Annotated in this window: 18 protein-coding genes and 1 pseudogene; 6 read left to right on the top strand and 13 right to left on the bottom strand. The window is 40.0% G+C overall.

From position 1 onward, the window contains the following. The first annotated feature begins 143 nt into the window (after positions 1-143). A complete protein-coding gene (asnS, locus tag BGP78_RS06125; RefSeq protein ID WP_119860580.1) occupies positions 144-1,541 on the top strand; it encodes an asparagine--tRNA ligase in 1,398 nt (465 codons plus the stop codon). 222 nt (positions 1,542-1,763) lie between these two features. On the opposite strand, the gene BGP78_RS06120 is transcribed toward asnS, so the two are convergent. From BGP78_RS06120 to BGP78_RS06095, 6 genes and pseudogenes are all read right to left on the bottom strand, one after another. Beyond that, positions 1,764-2,039, bottom strand: coding sequence for a hypothetical protein (locus tag BGP78_RS06120; protein ID WP_182912235.1), 276 nt, complete (start codon positions 2,037-2,039; stop codon positions 1,764-1,766). Between the two features lie 123 nt (positions 2,040-2,162). Continuing rightward, positions 2,163-2,744 carry a YdcF family protein gene (locus BGP78_RS06115; protein ID WP_119860578.1) on the bottom strand — a complete coding sequence of 194 codons (582 nt, stop codon included), beginning with the start codon at positions 2,742-2,744 and terminating at the stop codon, positions 2,163-2,165. A gap of 105 nt (positions 2,745-2,849) precedes the next feature. After that, positions 2,850-3,014 carry an HAD family hydrolase gene (locus BGP78_RS23045; protein WP_119860577.1) on the bottom strand — a complete coding sequence of 55 codons (165 nt, stop codon included), beginning with the start codon at positions 3,012-3,014 and terminating at the stop codon, positions 2,850-2,852. A 321-nt stretch (positions 3,015-3,335) separates the two neighbouring features. After that, on the bottom strand, positions 3,336-4,466 hold the full coding sequence (locus tag BGP78_RS06105) for a hypothetical protein (RefSeq protein ID WP_119860576.1): 1,131 nt from the start codon (positions 4,464-4,466) through the stop codon (positions 3,336-3,338). A 74-nt stretch (positions 4,467-4,540) separates the two neighbouring features. Beyond that, positions 4,541-6,022 carry a S8 family serine peptidase gene (locus BGP78_RS06100; RefSeq protein WP_119860575.1) on the bottom strand — a complete coding sequence of 494 codons (1,482 nt, stop codon included), beginning with the start codon at positions 6,020-6,022 and terminating at the stop codon, positions 4,541-4,543. Positions 6,023-6,845: 823 nt separating this feature from the next. Next, a pseudogene (locus BGP78_RS06095) lies at positions 6,846-7,882 on the bottom strand (IS110 family transposase). A 993-nt stretch (positions 7,883-8,875) separates the two neighbouring features. Between BGP78_RS06095 and BGP78_RS06090 the strand changes: the two are divergent. Both BGP78_RS06090 and BGP78_RS22620 read left to right on the top strand, forming a co-directional pair. Then, positions 8,876-9,640, top strand: a complete 765-nt coding sequence (locus BGP78_RS06090; protein WP_119860574.1) for a hypothetical protein — start codon at positions 8,876-8,878, stop codon at positions 9,638-9,640. Between the two features lie 197 nt (positions 9,641-9,837). Then, the gene (locus BGP78_RS22620) at positions 9,838-10,002 is read left to right on the top strand and encodes a hypothetical protein (protein WP_182912234.1); all 165 of its coding nucleotides are present in this window, start codon (positions 9,838-9,840) and stop codon (positions 10,000-10,002) included. Between the two features lie 543 nt (positions 10,003-10,545). On the opposite strand, the gene BGP78_RS22615 is transcribed toward BGP78_RS22620, so the two are convergent. Then, positions 10,546-10,713, bottom strand: coding sequence for a hypothetical protein (locus BGP78_RS22615; RefSeq protein WP_182912233.1), 168 nt, complete (start codon positions 10,711-10,713; stop codon positions 10,546-10,548). 107 nt (positions 10,714-10,820) lie between these two features. Between BGP78_RS22615 and BGP78_RS06085 the strand changes: the two genes are divergently transcribed. The 3 genes from BGP78_RS06085 to BGP78_RS06075 all read left to right on the top strand — a co-directional run bounded on the left by BGP78_RS06085 (position 10,821) and on the right by BGP78_RS06075 (position 15,351). Continuing rightward, positions 10,821-12,074 (top strand): hypothetical protein, encoded by a 1,254-nt coding sequence (locus tag BGP78_RS06085; protein WP_119860573.1) that lies wholly within the window; start codon positions 10,821-10,823, stop codon positions 12,072-12,074. Positions 12,075-12,655: 581 nt separating this feature from the next. Further along, a complete protein-coding gene (gene sbcB, locus BGP78_RS06080; RefSeq protein WP_119860572.1) occupies positions 12,656-14,125 on the top strand; it encodes an exodeoxyribonuclease I in 1,470 nt (489 codons plus the stop codon). 170 nt (positions 14,126-14,295) lie between these two features. Then, the gene (locus BGP78_RS06075) at positions 14,296-15,351 is read left to right on the top strand and encodes a metallophosphoesterase (protein ID WP_119860571.1); all 1,056 of its coding nucleotides are present in this window, start codon (positions 14,296-14,298) and stop codon (positions 15,349-15,351) included. A gap of 246 nt (positions 15,352-15,597) precedes the next feature. On the opposite strand, the gene pyrF is transcribed toward BGP78_RS06075, so the two are convergent. The 6 genes from pyrF to cmk all read right to left on the bottom strand — a co-directional run bounded on the left by pyrF (position 15,598) and on the right by cmk (position 20,631). Beyond that, positions 15,598-16,302, bottom strand: a complete 705-nt coding sequence (gene pyrF / locus BGP78_RS06070) for an orotidine-5'-phosphate decarboxylase (RefSeq protein WP_119860570.1) — start codon at positions 16,300-16,302, stop codon at positions 15,598-15,600. A gap of 73 nt (positions 16,303-16,375) precedes the next feature. Then, on the bottom strand, positions 16,376-17,512 hold the full coding sequence (locus tag BGP78_RS06065; RefSeq protein ID WP_119860569.1) for a lipopolysaccharide assembly protein LapB: 1,137 nt from the start codon (positions 17,510-17,512) through the stop codon (positions 16,376-16,378). A gap of 2 nt (positions 17,513-17,514) precedes the next feature. Further along, positions 17,515-17,778, bottom strand: coding sequence for a lipopolysaccharide assembly protein LapA domain-containing protein (locus BGP78_RS06060; RefSeq protein WP_119860568.1), 264 nt, complete (start codon positions 17,776-17,778; stop codon positions 17,515-17,517). A 27-nt stretch (positions 17,779-17,805) separates the two neighbouring features. Beyond that, a complete protein-coding gene (gene ihfB / locus BGP78_RS06055; RefSeq protein WP_010362991.1) occupies positions 17,806-18,096 on the bottom strand; it encodes an integration host factor subunit beta in 291 nt (96 codons plus the stop codon). Positions 18,097-18,156: 60 nt separating this feature from the next. Then, positions 18,157-19,824, bottom strand: a complete 1,668-nt coding sequence (gene rpsA, locus BGP78_RS06050; RefSeq protein ID WP_119860567.1) for a 30S ribosomal protein S1 — start codon at positions 19,822-19,824, stop codon at positions 18,157-18,159. Positions 19,825-19,917: 93 nt separating this feature from the next. Then, positions 19,918-20,631 (bottom strand): (d)CMP kinase, encoded by a 714-nt coding sequence (cmk, locus tag BGP78_RS06045; protein WP_119860566.1) that lies wholly within the window; start codon positions 20,629-20,631, stop codon positions 19,918-19,920. Between the last annotated feature and the right edge of the window lie 108 nt (positions 20,632-20,739).

Below are 20,739 nucleotides of genomic sequence, written 5' to 3'. Positions count from 1 at the left end.
ACAAAAATGGAACAAGTTGCAAAAGAGTTGCTCTTGGCGGTTTTTTTATTGACGTATCAAAGGTAAGATATGGTTTATGTGCCTGCGAATGACCGCGGGCACACTCGATTAATTATTAGGTAACTTATATCATTGGAGTGAAGATGAGCCACATAGCGATAACGGAGCTACTAAAAGGCACCGTTGCGGTAGACAGCCAAGTAACAGTTAAAGGTTGGATCCGTACACGCCGCGATTCAAAAGCAGGTATTTCTTTCTTAGCCGTCCATGACGGTTCTTGTTTTGACCCTATTCAAGCTGTTGTGCCGAATTCGCTCAATAATTATGACGAAGTTACAAGTTTAACTGCAGGGTGTTCTGTAAAAGTAACTGGCGTTTTAGTTAAATCAGAAGGTAACGGACAATCTTTCGAGATCCAAGCAAACTCGGTTGAAGTACTTGGTTGGGTAGAAAACCCAGACACGTATCCGATGTCTGCAAAGCGTCATAGTATTGAATACCTTCGCGAGCATGCACATTTGCGTCCGCGTACAAATGTAATGGGCGCTGTAACACGTGTTCGTAACTGTTTGTCTCAAGCGTTACACCGTTTTTTCCACGAGCAAGGCTACATGTGGATCAGTACCCCTATTATCACAGCAAGTGACTGTGAAGGTGCCGGCGAAATGTTCCGCGTATCAACACTTGATATGAACAACCTGCCACGCACAGACAAAGGCGATGTTGACTACAGTGAAGACTTTTTCGGTAAAGAAGCGTTCTTAACAGTATCAGGCCAATTAAATGGCGAAACATACGCAAGTGCGATGTCAAAAATCTATACATTCGGACCAACATTTAGAGCCGAGAATTCAAATACATCTCGCCACCTGGCTGAGTTTTGGATGGTAGAGCCTGAAGTTGCTTTTGCTGACTTAGACGACGTTGCAAACCTTGCTGAAAGCATGCTGAAGTATGTATTTAACGCTGTATTAACTGAGCGTCGTGATGATATGGAGTTCTTTGCACAGCGCATTGAAAAAACAGCCATCACTCGCCTAGAAGAGTTTGTAGAAAAAGATTTTGCACAGGTTGATTACACTGATGCGATCACCATTCTTGAGCAATGTGGTAAAAAGTTTGAGTTCCCTGTTGAGTGGGGCGTAGACTTACAGTCTGAGCATGAGCGTTATTTAGCTGAAGAACACTTTAAAGCACCGGTAGTAATTAAAAACTACCCGCGTGACATTAAAGCATTCTACATGCGTCAAAATGAAGACGGTAAAACAGTGGCTGCAATGGATGTTGTTGCACCTGGCATTGGTGAGATCATTGGTGGTTCTCAGCGTGAAGAGCGCTTAGACGTGCTTGATGCTCGCTTAGAAGAAATGGGCTTAAACAAAGAAGACTACAGCTGGTACCGCGATTTACGTAAATACGGTTCAGTACCACACTCTGGTTTTGGTTTAGGCTTTGAACGCCTAGTTGCATACGTAACCGGTATGGGTAACGTGCGTGATGTTATCGCCTTCCCTCGTACCAAAGGCAGTGCAACTTACTAATAAGTAAAGCTTGTATAATATAAAAAACCCCGAGCATACGGGGTTTTTTGTTTATGGAGATCAGATTACACGGTTACGCTATGTATATACTCATAGTTTTCATACATGCTTTAGAACAACGGTCATTCTTGATGGCTATAACAGACTTGCTTAGTGTTACCTTTAACCAACATAACTTTAGAAGAGGATAGCTATAAATCAGCTACACGCGAGGAATAACATTTACACACTTTCTTCCTTTGTAATTTCCGACTTACTCTCTCGTGGCTCGACCAAAGTATTTAAACTATCAAAGCAATCACAGAAATATGGTTTATCAGCCCAAATCCGTGAATCACCAACGACAAATACATGGGTGATTGGCGTAGCAAAAAAATGCGTTATCACCTTATTGGTGAAAAGCCATTTTTTTGCATAGCCTGGCGAATCAGTGGGTGCCGCTATTTCTCTTGGTGCAACTGCGGACAGGGTAATACAGATAAACAATAGGTGCATCACTGTTTACAACATATTTCAGGCAAACCACTTATTGTTCAATACCCACACTCATACACAACGAATCCGAGTATTAATCAACACAATTTCACGATCCTGGAAATTCGTGCCTCGTTCCCTGTACATTCATATCTTTGATTGCGTTAGGCTGTCGGAATCTGGTAATTTCCAAGAATCTAAATCAACCCCTACTAAATGTGAGCGTCGAAAGTTAATTAAACTTTCAAGCTCTTTTTTCTCATGGTTCAATAAAATTGCCTGCTGTTCGGTTCCTACATTATCCAAATAAGGTGACGCTGAAAATGCAATATTTTTATCTGGAAATACTTCACCGAATATAAATTTAACCCTGTTTAAATGAAAGTCAGAAGACACAACAATTAAAGAGTCAACGCTGTATTTATCAACTATTGGACGTGCTTTTAGTGCATCATCCACCGTATCACTACTTTCCGCAAATTCTACGATATCAACTGCAGATACATTATTTTCAAGTAAAATCTGCTTTGCATAATATGCATTAGGGTGATCAGTCATGTTGAAATGTTCGCCAAAGCCTCCCGTAAGCAACAACTTCCATCCTAAATTTCTTTTTGCTAAATATTCTTCTAAACCTTTACTTACACGGCCCTTCCCCATTTCAGAAAGTTCTCCGCTATCATCATTTGGCGAGCCTAATATCACCACTAAACCAGGTATTTTTATCATGTTAACAGTCCGTATTATCTTTTTTAAATAAGCTTATGATCTTGGCTAATTTAATGCGCATAATTTTAACCTACTTTACTTAAGCCAAATTCGTATTTCAGTTAATTATAATCCTGTCGGCGTCTGATTATTGACTGAGATAACTTTACAGCCTGCCGCTAGCGCAGATTGAATACCGCTATCAGAATCTTCAAATACTAAGCACTGTTCCGTAGCCACACCTAATTTTTCAGACGTAAAACTTTCTGAATAATTAAAGATGGCTGTCATAATAATTTGGTTGTCATAATAATTTGGTTATACTGATTAGGTGTAGAAAATACCCCCTATTATAAGTACATGAGCACGCCACCTCACTACATGCCAAGCAAACTAACACTACGATATCAGTGCCTCAAAGAGTATCAGGAAATGTAGTTCATTTTAAGTACACCTAAGCAGAACTGTATACAAAGCAATCATGATTTTAGTTTTGAAAAACTAGGGTTAGCTTGCAGCCTTTATGGATAAGGCCTTTTACCGAAACTCTAGACATGCTTAATATTGCTTATTAGGCTTACTCAAACCATAAATAGGTAAAGGTTTATTCCACTATTCTAAATCAGACAAGAGAAATACTTGTAGCTCTTGAACTCCAGCTTGATCAGGCATAGGCGGATCATCCAGATTAATGAGCACCCAGTCTTTAAATACATGGACTGTATCTGCAGAATTTTGTAGCTCGGCCGTGACTACACGTACTGGCTTTTGACCCTCAAAGAAATAGCGATAAACCTGGCGGTTATTCACTAAAATAACCCCTCCTGGAGCTTCAGTAAGATGGTAACCATCTATATCTGGGTACGTGTTGTGTAGCAGACGCATGTTATCAAGCTTGCCTTGACGTATGTCAAAATACACTACTTCATCACTAGTATGGAAAAATAGTAGGCCATCATGATAAGCAAAATCCAATCCCCCTCCCACTTCTTTCAGCTTTTTCTGATCCAATAATGTCAATAGACCGTCTTCTGGTCTAAATAAATTGAGGTAAAAACCCTTTTCAGGCCCATCACCTGATACCGCCAAGTATTGATCATTGATTACTTGTATTTTTTGAACCCACTGTGGATAGTGATACGCTAGATTCGGATGGCTAGTATTCTGGTTGGGACACCAGGATTCAATTGTGCTATCTCTTCCACTTTCACTTCGAATGACCCAGTAAAAGCAACTCTGCATCACTTCAAAATTACTATAAGACATTTGTCTTGGAGAGGGTGAGTACTCATAGTAAGGCTCAAACCCTTGCTCTGTAAGCGTATATACTTGAATATTTGTTACGCTTTGCCCACCATAGTAGGGGGGCATCATCTTTATATTTGCCAAGTAGTTTCCTGGTAGGCCCGAATGTTCTGTAATAACACTGTCAAATAAACCATTAGTGTTCAGACTGAATATCGTCAGTCCTGTTTCAGCTCCAGAAAAAACACGATCACCGTTATCAGCCATGACTCTGCTCGGACCGGAAATAAAGTGGGCATCGACGGGTATTAATGAGACTGTTTTAACTGGAATATCAACTTTTATGCCCACAGCGGAATAGTCATGGTCATCAAACTCCAAATCCAACATTTCTTCTATTGGTGTCTTGTCCTGCTCTTCCACATTACCGTCACTATCAGCACCACAAGCCGACAGGAAGAAAAAGCATAGTGAGGTAATCACAATTCGATTAAGCATAGTTTATATCCGTATTCATTTTCACTTAGTTGATAAAGAGTGACTACAAAACACTCTAAGTTACTGTCTATTGATTACCTAATTGCATCCAAGGCCTGACGGAGAGCTGGCCGGACCCCTACTCCAGCATTCTGTGGACCCTGTACACCGGTTTTCGCTAAAGTTTCTCGTACTTGAGCAACATTCAGCCTGCGGCCCATACGATTAACAGCGTGACTTTGCAACAACGCCACTGCACCTGCAACTATAGGTGAGGCTGAAGAGGTACCAGAAAATCCATCCCCATACCTGCGGTTAAATCCTCCGTTAAATAGCGTCCTACCGTAAAGTCCTGCTGCAGCGACACTATCTCCCCAAGCATTGAAGTCAATACGGGTACCATGATTGGAGAAACCCGACCTGATAATGTCTATATTTCTCCTTGTAGCTGCAATCAAAAAGGCTCCAGAGTCACGAACATTTCTATTGAACAAGCCTCTGTATACTGCATTGTCTAAATCTTCATTACCATTACCGGCTGCCTCAACAACAATAACACCACGCCATACTGCATCTTGAATAGCCTCGAAGTTTGCCTGTATCCACTCCATTGGAACACACTCTGCCTGAGAGCGGTCGTTACAACGATCACCAAGGTTACCTCGGCTTATCTGACCTTCAAGTAATAGCACATCGCCCGCTCGCAGCCTACCAGCTGCTTCTCTTATTGAGCGAGAGGTATTGACTCCCCACCCATAAAAGCCAAGTTGACTATTATGTGCAATCCCTGTCACGCCTTGACCATCATTCCTGGCACCCAGTACACTCATCACAGCGGTGCCATGATCCCCATTCGAATTGTCATTGGCCCGCACAAAAGTGGTAGGTAAATCTTCATGCCTTTCGTTAAAGCCATTTTCCATATCGATTATTCGAATACCTTGTCCCCTAGCGTTCAAAGTCCAAGCATGCAGCGCATCAATACCATACGGGCTGTTATTCAAATAAGCCTGATGAAATTGTAAATCCGGCGTTGGTAAAGGCGTCGGACTGCACTCAGCTTTGTCATCTGTGCAGGGTTCAGGCTTACATTGTGCTTCATTAAGGGCACAGTAATTAATACCCTTCAGTTCAAGGGATTGTACCGCTGTTTCAAGATCAACGTGGGAAACGAGCTTGTTACTGACCAATGCATTGTAAATTTCCAAGATCTCAGCATTGGTAAGACTGGGGGTCACTGGAATGTACAACCAGTTTTCCAGTTTAGGGCGTCTAATGTTGAGTCCAGACAGATCAACCTGAATTGCATCTGGCTTGTAATTGGGATGGAGTAACTCAACTTGTTCAAGATAGGGGCTATCTGACAATATATGCTCAGAATTTAGCTCATTTCTTGAAACAGATATTTCGCCTTTCTTAAAGTTGAGATCGTACTTTGCATTTATTTTAAACGTAATCCCCGTGTATGTATCTAAGTGGTTCAACTCGTTTCTGATTTGTTTGTGTGCTTGAAGCTGAAATGAACTGGCTGTGCATATAAAAAGTGCACACCACTTTAAAGTGTTGATAATAAACATCTTAAATTTTCCTTAATTTAAATATTTTATCTCTAGAAGTGTTAAGGGTTGCAGAAAACTTCTGACTGCCAACTCTTGATATAAATTTGATGGCGTTATTTTTTTAACAAATTTACATCAAGAAACTAACATGTTAAGGCTGTGAAATAAATATCTATTCAAATATTTTTTAAGCGATGCTTGTAAATCTTCATAGGTGAGTTATCAGTCAATGATCAGAGCCAGGATCAAAACAGCTCACTGCAAGTGACATTTAGCCCCGCAGACTTGTTTTTGCTTAACTACATAAGGCCACCTTCTCGAAGCTCGTTCATATGGTTTAGTGCTGAAAGGTATACCTTATGTTGACTGTCGAAAATTAAGTGTTTTTATAGTCCACTAAGCACCAAATACTATTTAAGATAAGCTATTTCTATCATGAACAACTTTCGCACATATGCCCGATTAAGATGACATATATGGACACTCACAGTGTGTCAAACAAAATAACTCTGGCGGGGTAGAATAAACTACCTCGTTTTTTCATTTCTTCGCTGCCACTGTTTGACGTTTGACCCATTTGCAATAAAGCGTTGCTCTGACATATATCCGGGCTTAACTGTTATTTCAGTGCCCCTAATGAGCTTCGAGCCTATACACCCTAATTTGAATACACCCAACCGGTTTATATACCGTGCCTTTGCCGGGTTTTGTATAGGCAGGCTAGGCCTTTTTTCATCTAACTGTAGCGAACAATGATAGGCGATTGGCAAGTGCTCTCAACACCCACTCGGGTTAAGTTACCCTTGTCATTTACGAGCTGCTTGCCAATCTAACTCTGTATTTAAACATCACCTTGAACCTGGTTGCATGAATGTATCGGGCGGTAATATTCATTTTTTTGAAGTAATATCCACATTAACCTTGCCATGCGATGTGCCATTGCAACCGCTGCTTTATTTACCCCACGCCTTTGCTTGATGGCAGTGACCCATAGGTTCAGGTCATCGTCTTTTTTATGTGCGTGGTTTACAACAGTTCGAGCACCATGAATAAGTTGTTTTCTGAGGTATTTATCTCCACGTTTAGTAATTGTGCCCAAACGATTTGTTTCACCAGACGCATATTGCCTAGGCGTAAGGCCAAGCCAGACGCTAAAGTCTTTCGCACTTTTAAATGCTTGGCCTTTATCGATGCTGGCGCTGAACGCGGAGGCAATGATAGGGCCAATCCCTGGAATTGATTGCATAATTTCTGCACTGGTGTTGTGGGTGTTAGTTTGTTGAAACAAGGTATCCATGAGTTTAATTTTTTATCATAGCTTTCTAACTCTTGTTGTACTTCTAACAACATGAGGCGAATAACAGGCTGAACATCTTGTGATAAAAGTTCATGAATATGCTTTTTGAATACAGAGTATGCTTTGGGAATGTGGAACCCAAATTCAAGAAGTAAACTTCGAGTTTGATTTATACAAGCTGTGCGAGTACCGAGTAGCCTTTCTCGTATTCTATGTAAACAAAGTACGGCTTGTTGCTGTTCACTTTTCACGGGAACAAAGCGAATGCTAGGCCTTCTACTCGCTTCATATATTGCCAAACAATCATTCTTATCATTTTTGTTACCACGTACAAATGGGGTGACATGTTGTGCAGGAATTAAATTAACTTGATGACCAGAATTTAAACATGCTCTGCCCCAGTAGTGAGAGGATGAACAAGCCTCCATAACGACTTCACACGGCGGTAAATTAAGGATTATTTCATGGAGTTTTACTCTAGAAACCCGCTTTGAGAAACAAGGTTTTCCGTGTTCATCAATTCCAAGAAGTTGAAATACATTTTTTGCTAAATCGATGCTTAATATACTAACGTTATTCATGATGGATGCTCCTACTAACTATCGTTATAAACACACCTTTAGTTTGGCGCATTGACGCCGATTTGGGAGTGTCCATCTCATCACCCACTCAAAAAATAGTTAGATTGGCAGGCAGCTCGTAGATGACAAGGGTAACTTAACCCGCGTGGGTGTTGAGAGCACTTGCCAATCGCCTATCATTGTTCGCTACAGTTAGATGAAAAAAGGCCTAGCCTGCCTATACAAAACCCGGCAAAGGCACGGTATATAAACCGGTTGGGTGTATTCAAATTAGGGTGTATAGGCTCGAAGCTCATTAGGGGCACTGAAATAACAGTTAAGCCCGGATATATGTCAGAGCAACGCTTTATTGCAAATGGGTCAAACGTCAAACAGTGGCAGCGACGAAATGAAAAAACGAGGTAGTTTATTCTACCCCGCCAGAGTTATTTTGTTTGACACACTGTGAGTGTCCATATATGTCAATTAAAATTCATTGAAAAACAGTCAATTTTAAATGGATGTCAATTAAAATTCATTGAAAAACAGTCAATTTTAAATGGATGTCAATTAAAATTCTTGGGTGTCAATTAAAATTCTTGATGACTCCCATATGCTCCCAACCTCCATTTTCGTGAACTAGATCAAGATTAACCAAAAACCACAATTAGCTTACCAACCAACTAAAAAGTAAGGATTTAAAAACATAAATTTCAGCAACCTACACAACTAAAAATTATCAAAATCGTATGTATTGATTACAGCTGTGCTGTACAGCCCACCCGCTTTAGTCAACGACCTTCTGCTAAACTAGCTGAATAAAAAATGCCACTCATTTGAAACATGGCTAACTAAAACCCACTTTACATCAATACCTAAACTCAGAGCCTTATCAGTCATTGCTGTATTTCTCTACATCAAAATAAATTAGTAAAAACATTTGACTAAAGTTTAGTGGTATTGCTAAATTAAAAAAAGAAAACGAACAATAATCAAACTAAGGAATAGAGTATAATGAAATCAATGTTTTATGTTGTTTTAGCAGCATGTGGCTTTTGTGCACAGGCTACACAAACAATTTATGATCAAGATGCCAAAGCCAATCGTGTAAGTGACTATCAATACGGTCCTGTAGCTCAAATAATGGTGCCAAACACATCAAGTATATCGTATATCGAATCCATCGTTACCCTGTCTTCCGTGGAAGCACAATGTAATGAGGCTGCTCTGTACAACGACACTACTAACAACAAAATAACCGACCTTACTGTCAGTTTTCCTGCAGTTTACGGCAATATACCAACAGGTTTTGCGCAAGCAGAAAAATCTATACGCCTCTCCTGCACACAAGGCAATGACTCTTTCATTGTTCACCACAAAGTACCTGCCGCACCGACAATCACCTGGAGCTCTGATGTAGTAGCATCTGGTTGGGCTGATAATTCTTGTGTGGGACGAGACTGTCCAACTTACCCAGGGTATTTTTCAGACGTGCAGTACTCTGCTCAGATTTTGATTAATAACAACGCCGATGATGGAACCTGCTCTACAATTAATCACGTCGGACAAGCACCAGATTTACTCCCTGGCTATCAGCATTCAACCCCTATAAACAGCAATCATTTTGCGCCATCTGGCAAAGCAATTTACGACGCTAATGGCGGGTATCTCGTTACCAGAATAATTTGTCAGAATGCTGGTGGCACAACAGTGGGAGTCGAAGTATGGGACATCAACCAACGTAATATCCAGCGGGAGGTACACTTTCATACTATCTAAAACCACTTGATGAATACATTTATCTTGATGTCAGTCGTGATACATAAACCACATTTTCTAAATGTGACAACGCGACAGGCCAGAATCAACAAAATTAATAACGTGTTGAGACGGTTAATTAGGGGGTAAATACCTTAACTAACTATTGAATAACACATTACACAACAGTAAAAACCACAACGTATAAAGGAATGATTATGAAATTTAATTTGAATAAGAAAAAACTGAAAAACCTGTCTAACGACCACAAAGCGTTACCATCGGGCATGACACCAAATATTGCAGGGGGGAAAAACGAAATACTCTCACCTAAAATGCCTGAACTTCCGCCATTCACTACTAATAGCTTATGCTGTATATAATGTAGTATATAGTTTAAAAGGCTCCTAGTTAATCAAGGAGCCTAAATATTCTGACCAATCCGAATGAATGCTTTTCAATTCAGGTATATGGAATTGAAAAAGGTAACAGGTGGAGATATTCAGTTTATTCAATCAAGAATTAACAACGGCAATAAAAATTTTTAGGGTTCAAACAGTCAGCAGTTATTTTAAAATAAATTGTAATGAACACTTTATTGTATTAGTGAGTGTTGGACTTCAATATTGCATTGCGGAGCATATAATGTCCTGTTGAGGCTCTAGTATTTAAATAGTGAACTGGCAATCAATTTCTCATTTTCAACTCTGTTGTCGATATTTTGGCATACCTCGCGGCTTCTAAGCTTATCACCCATTAATTGTTTAAACCAATACATCGCCGCTTCGGCAAGTGAACGAATATGGTACCCTGAATTCACTTTCTACTGCGATAACCCTATCAGATACATCATAAATACTACAGTGTCTCGGTGACGCAAAAATAATCTCTTTTTTGCTGCGACTTATTCACAGCACCTGAGCATGTCATACACCACTACCTATTACCCTGTCTAGGTTCCTGCACAACGGCCTGATTAAATCGGTGAGGGCTTCACCATCTGATACACTGACCATGGATAGCTCAGCACCCACAATACAATGGCAGTGCGCATCAACCTTGAAAAACGCCGATAGTGCGATGCTTTCTCGCATGGCATTTATAAACCCTTCTAAAGCTGTTTGTTAAATTTAAATGTTTATGGATTTATTGGTGACTAACACGTCTATTTCACTATGTACCTATAAAAGTTAAAAATATAATGAAAAACATTATTCCATTGAGCGATCGTGCACTTAGCTTTTTAGCGCTAGCGGCTGGAAATAACGGTAATGCTAACTCTGGCGACCTTGCAATCATCAATGGGCATTTGGACCCACCCAACTTAAAAGCAGCAATAGACCTAATTGCTGTCAGACACCCAATTTTAAAAAGTAAAATAGTCAGGAAGTCCTTTAACTATTTCTGGCAGTATGATGAGTCAATTAGACCTGAACTGATCACCTTAGATTGGTCACATAAATTTGATTCTGAAGACAGCTGGCATAACGCAACTCGTAACTTAATCAGTCAAGACGCCATTGACCCCTTTTCAGGGAGCCCTGCAAAACTTTACTATATAAAGTTTAACCATAAATCAGCGCTATTATTTGTCAGCGCACATTGTGCATCGGATGCAAGAAGCGGCTATATTATCCTTGATGAGATTAATCAGTTTTTATGCGGAAGCCTTGGTGAATATACCGATAATAGTTTCTTAGAAGACAAGCACAATTTTTCTAAACCAAAATTTAAAGACTGGCTAGTCACCCTATTTGATTTAGGTCGCTCGCTACTATCTCGTAAGAAAACAGCGGTGTTACCTGATACAAGCTCAAATTATATTGAGTATATAAATCTAGGGAAACCTGCTCTCAATTCATTAATAAAGTACGCAAAAGAACATGGACTAACAGTTAACGGTGCTTTGAATCAAGCATTAAGTAAAGCCCTTGGTTCAAAAAATCAACATATCATATTTGAGACTCTATCTGTAAGGCCACATGCAAAAAACGACTTAGATGGCGCTTATAACAATTTAATTATCCCCTTTTCATCAGTGATCGGCGGTAAGAATAACTGGATAGCGGACTACTCATGCCACCTTGCTAACATCACTAAAAATAATATACACAGCTTAGTTGCGTTACAGAAGCTACAAGGCTATCTGGTAAGACTGTTTCCCAAAAAAAAGTTAAAGCTACTCTCAAGGTTATATCAGTCGCTCTTTTTGAAAGGTAATGTGTTGTTATCAAATTTGGGAAAACTCGACTTCGACTTACAGACCATCGCTCACAAAGAAGTCGAAGCTGTTTATAACTACTCTGTGCCACTTCCTCCTGCTGGGCTGGCTATCGTAGCCAGTTCACTTAACAATGAATTTAGATATACCTTGGCTTATCGTGGCAAACCAGGCTCTATTGAGCACTTTAAATCAGAATTTAAACACCACATTTTAGAGTTAGGCAAAATATAAGCGTTTTTAAATGAGAAATTCAGGTTATTTATCTCTATCAAACTAAAAGAACAATTATCACCTTGCTTAATTATTAAACTATTTTAGTGTATTTCATTCACTATGACATTGGTTATTGAACAAATAACTCTCTTTAATAGAATTTACAGCCTTGTTTATCAACAAGGCGATCTTCTAATCAATTGAAGCAAACTTTGAATTGCTCACACCCTAAATTGCACATTAAAGACAGAGTTATTGCTTGTTTAGAACCACTTAGCCATATGATGTGAATAACCTCTTATGCACCTGCTAACGACAACTCAGGATAGTACCCCAATAACATGATCACGAACTTGCTTAAATAGCACCTACGATACTCAAAGTACGCTGCCATTTTTATTACGTTTTACCCGCAGGCCGTCTCTATGAGATAATGTAATTGGGTTGTCTGTCTTGTTTGCGAGCTTTCGCAGTTTGCATCAATAAGAGCCATTTATTTTTTATACACACGCAAAGTTTTTCATATACACAATTGTGCGTAATTTAGAGAAACAGCAGAAACTAACCAAACAACAAATAAATTATAAGTCATTAAATTAATGAAAAATAGCAACAAGCAAGACACACAAAAAAACAACGAGAATACACCAAGTATCTATTGGCACGACTATGAAACGTTTGGTGCAACACCACAAAAAGACAGGCCGAGTCAGTTTGCTGGAATTCGTACCGATTATGACCTAAACATTATTGGTGAGCCGCTAATTGAATACTGTAAACCGGCACCCGACTATTTACCTCACCCAGAAGCTTGTTTGATCACAGGGATCACACCACAACACGCTCAAAAGCATGGTCTCATTGAAGCTGAGTTTATGGCAAAAATTCATGCCCAATTTAGCCGTCCGGGTACATGCGTCGCAGGTTACAACAGCATTCGTTTTGATGATGAAGTGACGCGATATAGCTTATACAGAAACTTTTATGACCCTTATGAACGTGAATGGCAAAACGGAAATAGCCGTTGGGATATCATAGATTTAGTGAGAGCGTGTTATGCACTGCGCCCTGATGGCATTGAATGGCCACTAAAAGAAGATGGTACGCCCAGTTTTAAATTAGAACATTTAACAGTTGCCAATGGCATTGAACATGGCGCAGCACACGATGCACTCAGCGACGTGACAGCCACGATTGACTTAGCCAAATTAATAAAAACCAAACAACCCAAATTGTTTGATTTCTTCTTTAGTCTGCGTAACAAAAAAGCATTGCTCGATATTATCGATGTGTTCAACATGCAGCCTTTGGTGCATACCTCTTCTCGCATTCCCGCGACACAAGGGTGTACGACTTGGGTTGCTCCAATGAGTTTTCACCCCAGTAACAAAAATGCGGTGGTATGTTTTAACTTAACAGCAAACCCTCAAGTCTTACTCGATTTGTCAGTCGAAGAACTCAGAGAACGTTTGTATACCAAACGTGTTGATATGGTTGAAGGTGATTTACCCGTTGGTTTAAAGCTAGTACATGTGAATAAGTGCCCTATTCTTGCACCCGCAAAAACACTATTGCCTGAAAATGCAGCTCGGCTAGGTATTGACCGTGAACAATGTTTAAAACACTTAAAAGTATTGAAAGAACACCCTGAACTGCGAGACAAGGTAGCTGAAGTGTTTAATGAGCAAGGTGATTTTAGCGCTACAACTAACCCTGACTATCAGTTATATAATGGCTTTATTAGTAAGTCTGACAAAGCAAAGTTTGCGGTTGTCAGAGATGCTCAGCCAAGTGCATTAGGTGCACTAAACCTTGAATTTGAAGATGCTAAATTTACTACCATGCTGTTTAGGTATCGTGCGAGAAACTGGCCTGAACTGCTCACCCCTTCAGAGCTCGATTCATGGCGTAAATATTGCCAAAATAAACTGATGCACGGTGAAGATAACCCTTCAATTTCAGCTGAAGACTTTATGTTAACGCTTGAAAATCTGGTGCATGAAAATGATGGAAATGAAAAAAACTTAAATATACTCAAATCACTCTATCATTACGCGCAAAGTTTGTAGCATTTACGCTCATTTGAAGCGCCGAGCGTAAATCTGGCTAAGTGATTTACTAAAGGCCACCTTTTGGTGAAGCAGTATCTTGCTTCACCATTTGAACTATGAAACGCCTTATAACTTGCTCGAATAATTACAACATAACAATAAGCCCATTTAAGCAATAAAAGGATATTATGACGTATTTTCCATTTATCAATGTATTAGCTTTCTTAACAGCTAGTTTCAGCCAAACAGCTTTAGCTGCTTTCTCCGATGGCCCTTACGTATCAGTAATCGATAACAAAGTAACAATTGACTGGGTTTGTAATAATAAGGCGTATTCAAAGGTCATAAAACAAGCAAACATTCTAAAGTTCGACGAATGCAATATGAATATCAAAACCTCATTGCACTCACACAAAACGCCTTTTGTTTATAACAATGTGAAGAAGTATGCAGCACTGAGTGACGTGCATGGTCAACTGGGAGTATTGCAAACTTTACTTTTCAATCACCAAATTATTGATGCTAATAACAATTGGAAATTTGGTGCAGGCCACTTAATCATAACAGGCGATATATTCGACCGTGGCCCTGATGTGACAAAAATTTTATGGCTCTTATATTCTCTTGAGGCGCAAGCACTGAGTCATGGTGGAAAACTTCACCTTTTATTAGGCAATCACGAAGTCATGGTGCTAAATAATGATGATAGATATTTACATAAGAAATATGAACAAACAGAGCGTCTTTTAGAAAAAGATATTAATCAGCTTTACGGAAGAAATACAGTACTTGGTCAATGGCTACGCAGTAAACATGTTATTTTAAAACTCAATAATGCTTTATTTATGCATGGTGGACTCCCAGTAAGCTTTGCTCATAACAAAACCTCCTTGAGTAAAATCAATTCTGTATTTTCACAACACCTTGTTAGTCAAGACCGCCCAGACTCGGCAAAACATTTATTCGGTCGTAATGGTCCAATTTGGTATAGAGGGTATTTTAATTCTATACCAGATGAAGAGGTACGCACTTTACTAGAATACTACAAAGTTGACCATATCGTGGTGGGACACACCTCACAATCAAGAGTAAAAACCACTGCCAATCAAAAAATTATTGCGATAGATAGTAGCATAAAGCATGGCAAACAAGGCGAACTACTCTTGTTCAAAGACAATACATTATTTCGTGGCAAGTATAATGGCGAGCTTGAAAGGTTGCTAAAAGAGGCGAGTAAACCATAACATGCCATTTAAAAAACAGTGTACTTTCCAAGTACTAAATGATGGTTAACTTACTAAAGATTACCTACCTATCATTGCGATCCCCTGAGATCTTGGGCGCTCAGATCTACGCACATATTTAAGGTTATCGCTCAAGTATCACAATTGGAGCTGTTAAGTTTAGTCAGTGGCCGATTTTGAAAGGTTTTAGCATTACGCCACAGGTGAAATAAAAAGCAGCATAGCTGCTTTTTATTTCAATTTAAATCATGCAATAGATGCGTTGATCTCAGCAAGTGTTTTAACTGGATCATCAGACTGCGTAATTGGTCGACCAATTACTAAATAGTCACTGCCCGCATCAATGGCTTTTTGTGGTGTCATAATACGTTTTTGATCGCCAGCATCAGCGCCAACAGGTCTTATTCCCGGTGTAATAAGCTTAAAATTATTACCTAATTCGGCTTTTAACGTTTTAGCTTCTTGCGCCGAACATACAACTCCGTCTAGTCCCGCTTCTTGAGATAATTTAGCTAAGTATACCACTTGATCTTGTGGTGTTTTTTCAATGCCTAAGCGTAGTAACTGCGCTTGATCCATACTGGTTAATACGGTAACAGCAATTAGTAATGGCGCTTTTTCACCATAACTTGCTAAAGCTTGCTTGGCTTTTTGCATCATTTCTAGGCCACCACTGGCATGAACATTTACCATCCACACCCCAAGTTCTGCGGCAGCAGTTACAGCTTTAGCGACTGTATTTGGAATATCGTGGAATTTTAGGTCAAGAAAAACATCGAACCCTAAATCAACCAATTGCTTAACAAATTGAGGACCAAAATAAGTGAACATTTCTTTGCCTACTTTTAAGCGACACTGATCTGGTGACAGCTGTTTCACAAAGTTTAATGCTGCTTGTTCATTATCGTAATCTAGTGCGATCAGCACTTTCTTTGAATCTATTTGGGACATAATATTCCTAAGGTTGACCTAATTTTCAGAAATAGCATTTTTAAAGGCGTGTTTACTCTGTGATAAACACATATTAATAACCGTCTAATCCTTTACTTGGTGCGATAGACTCCCAATGTTTGCACGACGGACAAATCCAATAAAGCGTATGACTTGTAAAACCACAATGCCTGCATTGATACTCTGGCTTTGTAGCAATATATGATTGCACCAGCTTATCAACTTCTGCCAGCACCGCGTGAATTCTATTATTGCTATTACCCAGCAATTGTAATAAAAAGCTAAAGCCACGTATTGAAGGCTCTCGCTTGAGGCTATCGGTTAAAAAATCGATTGCTTGTTGTTGCTCCCCTTTCGTGAGCAATGCTTGACAGTGCTTAATTCGAATTAATACTCCCCCTTTTGGAAGTAATTCGATGATTAATTCGTTGAACTGCTCTGTTAAGTTTAACTGTGTGTAACTCTCTTCCAATTGGGCGATATATATCGGCGCAGTATGCGTAAAGCTGCTTACTAACTTGCGCCAGTAATAAATTGCTTTTACATAGTCCTGTTGTTCAAAAGCATCTTTTCCTAACTCATACAACGGACGAATTGTTTTATGTTCTAATGCCGATGTTTTTTCCATGAGCTTAGGCGTTTTATCTGCCAATGCAGCTTCACAATAAAAATTGGCCACTGCTGCGCAATGCTGAGGCTTGGTAAATAAGTCGCTATGTGCTTCATACATACTTATCCCCTTATGCCACTCACGCATTTGGGAATACAAGTTAATAATGGGGTCAAGTGATTCTTTATTCGCGTTTTTCACTAACACGATTAAGTGTTCTTCTGCACTGTCTAATAATCCAGCCAGAATATAATCCTTAGCAAGCTCTAAACGACAAGACTCTGTATTTACATCGCTTAAATTCGGTTGATTAAGAAGTAATTCATGAATTTTTATGGCGCGGTCTAACTCACCACGTTTACGAAATAAGGTGGCTAAAGTGAGGTAATGTTCAACTGAGTCAGCAGATACTTCGAGGAGTTGTATTAGGTGTTCTAAGCCCTGATCTTCTTCTCTATCTAATAGAAACTTCAGACCTTTGCTATATTGAGAAGTTATTTGGCGACTTTGTTCATGGGCTTGATTTTTAGCGCTATTTTTTCCCATCACATAGCCGTATGCAGCTGCTACAGGAAGCAGTAAAAATAACAGCTCAATCATGGTCAGCGTTCAGTATCTGGCGATAATTGACGGTTAGTCTTTCTAAGGCGATAGTTTTGCCATTTTAATTGAGAGAACACTTTTACACTTACAATACAGCCAACAAGTACACCTATAAAAAAGCAAATACTCATCAATGTTGCTAAAGGTATTTCGCTAGTAGCAATTAAATAATTAACGTTAACCACTTCAGGGTTTTGTGTGCCAATTACAAACGCTAATAATATTAGTGCTAAAATGAATCCTTTTTTTACTACCTTTACCAAGTGCTACTCCGTCAATGTACAGGTATATTAGTCAGCTATACTGGCGTTTACGCGGTCACGTAATTCCTTACCAGGTTTAAAGTGAGGTACATACTTTCCATCCAATTCTACTGTATCACCTGTTTTTGGATTACGGCCAGTGCGAGGTGAACGGAAGTGCAATGAGAAACTACCAAACCCGCGGATCTCGATACGATCTGAGCATGATAATGAACCTGCCATTTGTTCAAGAATTTCTTTCACAGCATTTTCCACATCTTTTACAGGAACATGTGCGTGTTGCTCGGCAAGTTGTTCTATCAATTCTGACTTTGTCATAGTGTTTCCTTTAATATAAAAAGGAAGGGCTAAAGCGCCCTTCCTGATAAGACTTAAATATTAGTCTTTTTGAGCGTTTTTGAAAGCTGCTGCCATTGCGTTTTCGAACGCAGGCTCTTCTTTCTTCAACTTCTCAAGAACTTCTTTCTCTTCAGCTTCGAACATAGCTTTAACTGAAAGGCTGATAGTACGGTTCTTACGATCAACACCTACATATTTAGCTTCAATTTCGTCACCAGCAGAAACAACAGTAGTTGCATCTTCGATACGCTCTTGAGCGATGTCAGCTACACGGATGTAACCTTCAACACCTTCGATAAGCTCAACAGTTGCGCCTTTCGCGTCAACTTCAGTCACTTTACCCTTAACAATAGCACCTTTTTTGTTTACGTCTAGGTAGTTATTGAATGGGTCAGCTTCGATTTGCTTAACGCCAAGAGAGATACGCTCACGCTCTGGGTCAACTTGCAATACGATTGCTGTGATTTCGTCGCCTTTCTTGTACTCACGTACAGCTTCTTCACCTGGAGTGTTCCAAGAGATGTCAGAAAGGTGAACAAGACCGTCAATGCCGCCGTCAAGACCGATGAAGATACCGAAGTCAGTGATAGACTTGATCTTACCAGTAACTTGGTCGCCTTTGTTTTGAAGACGAGCAAATTCTTGCCAAGGGTTAGCAATACACTGCTTAAGACCTAGAGAAATACGACGACGTTCTTCGTCGATTTCAAGAACCATAACTTCAACGCTGTCGCCTAGGCTAACAACTTTTGAAGGGTGGATGTTCTTGTTAGTCCAATCCATTTCAGAAACGTGTACTAGACCTTCAACACCTTCTTCGATTTCTACGAAACAACCGTAGTCAGTAAGGTTAGTTACACGACCAGAAAGCTTAGCACCTTCTGGGTAACGACCAGCGATAGCTGCCCATGGATCTTCGCCAAGTTGCTTAAGACCTAGAGAAACACGAGTCTTCTCTTTGTCGAACTTAAGAACTTTAACTGCGATTTCGTCGCCAACATTAACGATTTCTGAAGGGTGCTTAACACGCTTCCACGCCATGTCAGTGATGTGTAGTAGACCGTCTACACCACCAAGGTCAACGAACGCACCGTAGTCTGTAAGGTTCTTAACGATACCTTTAACTTCTTGACCTTCAACAAGGTTAGCAAGAAGCTCTTCACGCTCTTGTGAGTTCTCTGATTCGATAACTGCACGACGTGAAACAACAACGTTGTTGCGCTTTTGATCAAGCTTGATTACTTTAAACTCAAGCTCTTTACCTTCAAGGTGTGCTGTGTCACGTACTGGACGAACATCAACAAGTGAACCAGGTAGGAACGCACGAATTGTGTCAACTTCAACAGTGAAACCGCCTTTAACTTTGCCGTTGATAATACCAACAACAGTCTCTTGCTCTTCACATGCTTTTTCAAGACGGATCCAAGCTTCGTGACGCTTCGCTTTCTCACGAGAAAGGATAGTTTCACCGAAACCGTCTTCAATTGCGTCTAGCGCTACATCTACTTCGTCGCCAACAGCAACTTCTAGTTCACCAGCAGCATTTTTGAATTGCTCAGCAGGGATAGCACTTTCTGATTTAAGACCAGCATCAACAAGAACGATGTTGTTCTCGATTGAAATTACTGTACCTTTAACGATAGAGCCTTGCTCTGCTTCAAAACCTTTTAGGCTTTCTTCAAATAACTGCGCAAAATTTTCTGACATACTAAATACGTCTCATAAAGTATATTCCAATTAGCAACCATGCTGCATGGGGTAGTTAAATAAACATCAGCTTCCTGCCAATGCATTAATAAATTAGGTCAAACGCGACTTTTCTAGTTTACCGGTACGTACCGCATCTTCTAGGATTTCCATAACAGTGGCAAATACTTGCTCAGCATTTAGCTCACTCGTGTCAATCGTTATCGCGTCACTTGCTGGGACCAAAGGCGCAACTGCGCGATTCATATCGCGATCATCACGGGCTTTTATGTCCTCTAGCAGACCACTTAGTGTAACATCTAGTCCTCGACCATTCAACTCTAAGAATCGACGGTTCGCACGCTCTTCAGCACTGGCGGTTAAATACAATTTAATTTCGGCCTCTGGGAAAATAACCGTTCCCATATCCCTTCCATCTGCAATTAAGCCCGCTTCAGTTCTAAATGCGCGTTGCCTGCGTAACAATGCCTCTCTCACTCGAGGTAGTGCTGCTACTTTTGAAGCAGCAGCGCCCACGTCTTCATTACGAATAGTGGTTGTTACATCTTCTCCTTCAAGAATGACTCTGCCGTTTTTAGTAACAGGATCAATTAAAAATTGTACGTCTAAATTGGCCGCCAATGGCACGAGCGCTTCTTCATTGTCTAGTGCAATTTGATGGTGTAACGCAGCGAGAGAAAGAACACGATAAATCGCACCGCTGTCTAATACATCCCAATTTAATTTTTCAGCTAACAAGCGACAAACCGTTCCTTTGCCTGAACCACTTGGGCCGTCTACGGTGATAACTGGCATCGATGCCTGCATTTAAAACCTCCTGAAATGCCCACCTTAAATTTACCGCGTGCATTATACGCAAGTTTAATGAATATATCCTTACTTACCTGTAACTTTTTGTTAAATAGGTACTAAGTT

The sequence above is a fragment of the Pseudoalteromonas sp. MSK9-3 genome, from assembly GCF_003590335.1.
Taxonomy (GTDB): domain Bacteria; phylum Pseudomonadota; class Gammaproteobacteria; order Enterobacterales; family Alteromonadaceae; genus Pseudoalteromonas.
The sequence above is the reverse complement of the archived record's forward strand: the minus strand, read 5'-3'. Positions and strand labels throughout refer to the sequence as shown.

Excerpts from the sequence above, each read along its gene's own strand:
- pyrF (WP_119860570.1), bottom strand. The coding sequence starts at position 16,302 with ATGTCCCAAATAGATTCAAAGAAAGTGCTGATCGCACTAGATTACGAT.
- BGP78_RS22615 (WP_182912233.1), bottom strand. The coding sequence starts at position 10,713 with ATGCGAGAAAGCATCGCACTATCGGCGTTTTTCAAGGTTGATGCGCAC.
- ihfB (WP_010362991.1), bottom strand. The coding sequence starts at position 18,096 with ATGACAAAGTCAGAATTGATAGAACAACTTGCCGAGCAACACGCACAT.
- sbcB (WP_119860572.1), top strand. The coding sequence starts at position 12,656 with ATGAAAAATAGCAACAAGCAAGACACACAAAAAAACAACGAGAATACA.
- BGP78_RS06115 (WP_119860578.1), bottom strand. The coding sequence starts at position 2,744 with ATGATAAAAATACCTGGTTTAGTGGTGATATTAGGCTCGCCAAATGAT.
- BGP78_RS06065 (WP_119860569.1), bottom strand. The coding sequence starts at position 17,512 with ATGATTGAGCTGTTATTTTTACTGCTTCCTGTAGCAGCTGCATACGGC.
- BGP78_RS06100 (WP_119860575.1), bottom strand. The coding sequence starts at position 6,022 with ATGTTTATTATCAACACTTTAAAGTGGTGTGCACTTTTTATATGCACA.
- BGP78_RS06085 (WP_119860573.1), top strand. The coding sequence starts at position 10,821 with ATGAAAAACATTATTCCATTGAGCGATCGTGCACTTAGCTTTTTAGCG.
- BGP78_RS06105 (WP_119860576.1), bottom strand. The coding sequence starts at position 4,466 with ATGCTTAATCGAATTGTGATTACCTCACTATGCTTTTTCTTCCTGTCG.
- BGP78_RS23045 (WP_119860577.1), bottom strand. The coding sequence starts at position 3,014 with ATGACAGCCATCTTTAATTATTCAGAAAGTTTTACGTCTGAAAAATTA.
- asnS (WP_119860580.1), top strand. The coding sequence starts at position 144 with ATGAGCCACATAGCGATAACGGAGCTACTAAAAGGCACCGTTGCGGTA.
- rpsA (WP_119860567.1), bottom strand. The coding sequence starts at position 19,824 with ATGTCAGAAAATTTTGCGCAGTTATTTGAAGAAAGCCTAAAAGGTTTT.
- cmk (WP_119860566.1), bottom strand. The coding sequence starts at position 20,631 with ATGCAGGCATCGATGCCAGTTATCACCGTAGACGGCCCAAGTGGTTCA.
- BGP78_RS06075 (WP_119860571.1), top strand. The coding sequence starts at position 14,296 with ATGACGTATTTTCCATTTATCAATGTATTAGCTTTCTTAACAGCTAGT.
- BGP78_RS22620 (WP_182912234.1), top strand. The coding sequence starts at position 9,838 with ATGAAATTTAATTTGAATAAGAAAAAACTGAAAAACCTGTCTAACGAC.
- BGP78_RS06090 (WP_119860574.1), top strand. The coding sequence starts at position 8,876 with ATGAAATCAATGTTTTATGTTGTTTTAGCAGCATGTGGCTTTTGTGCA.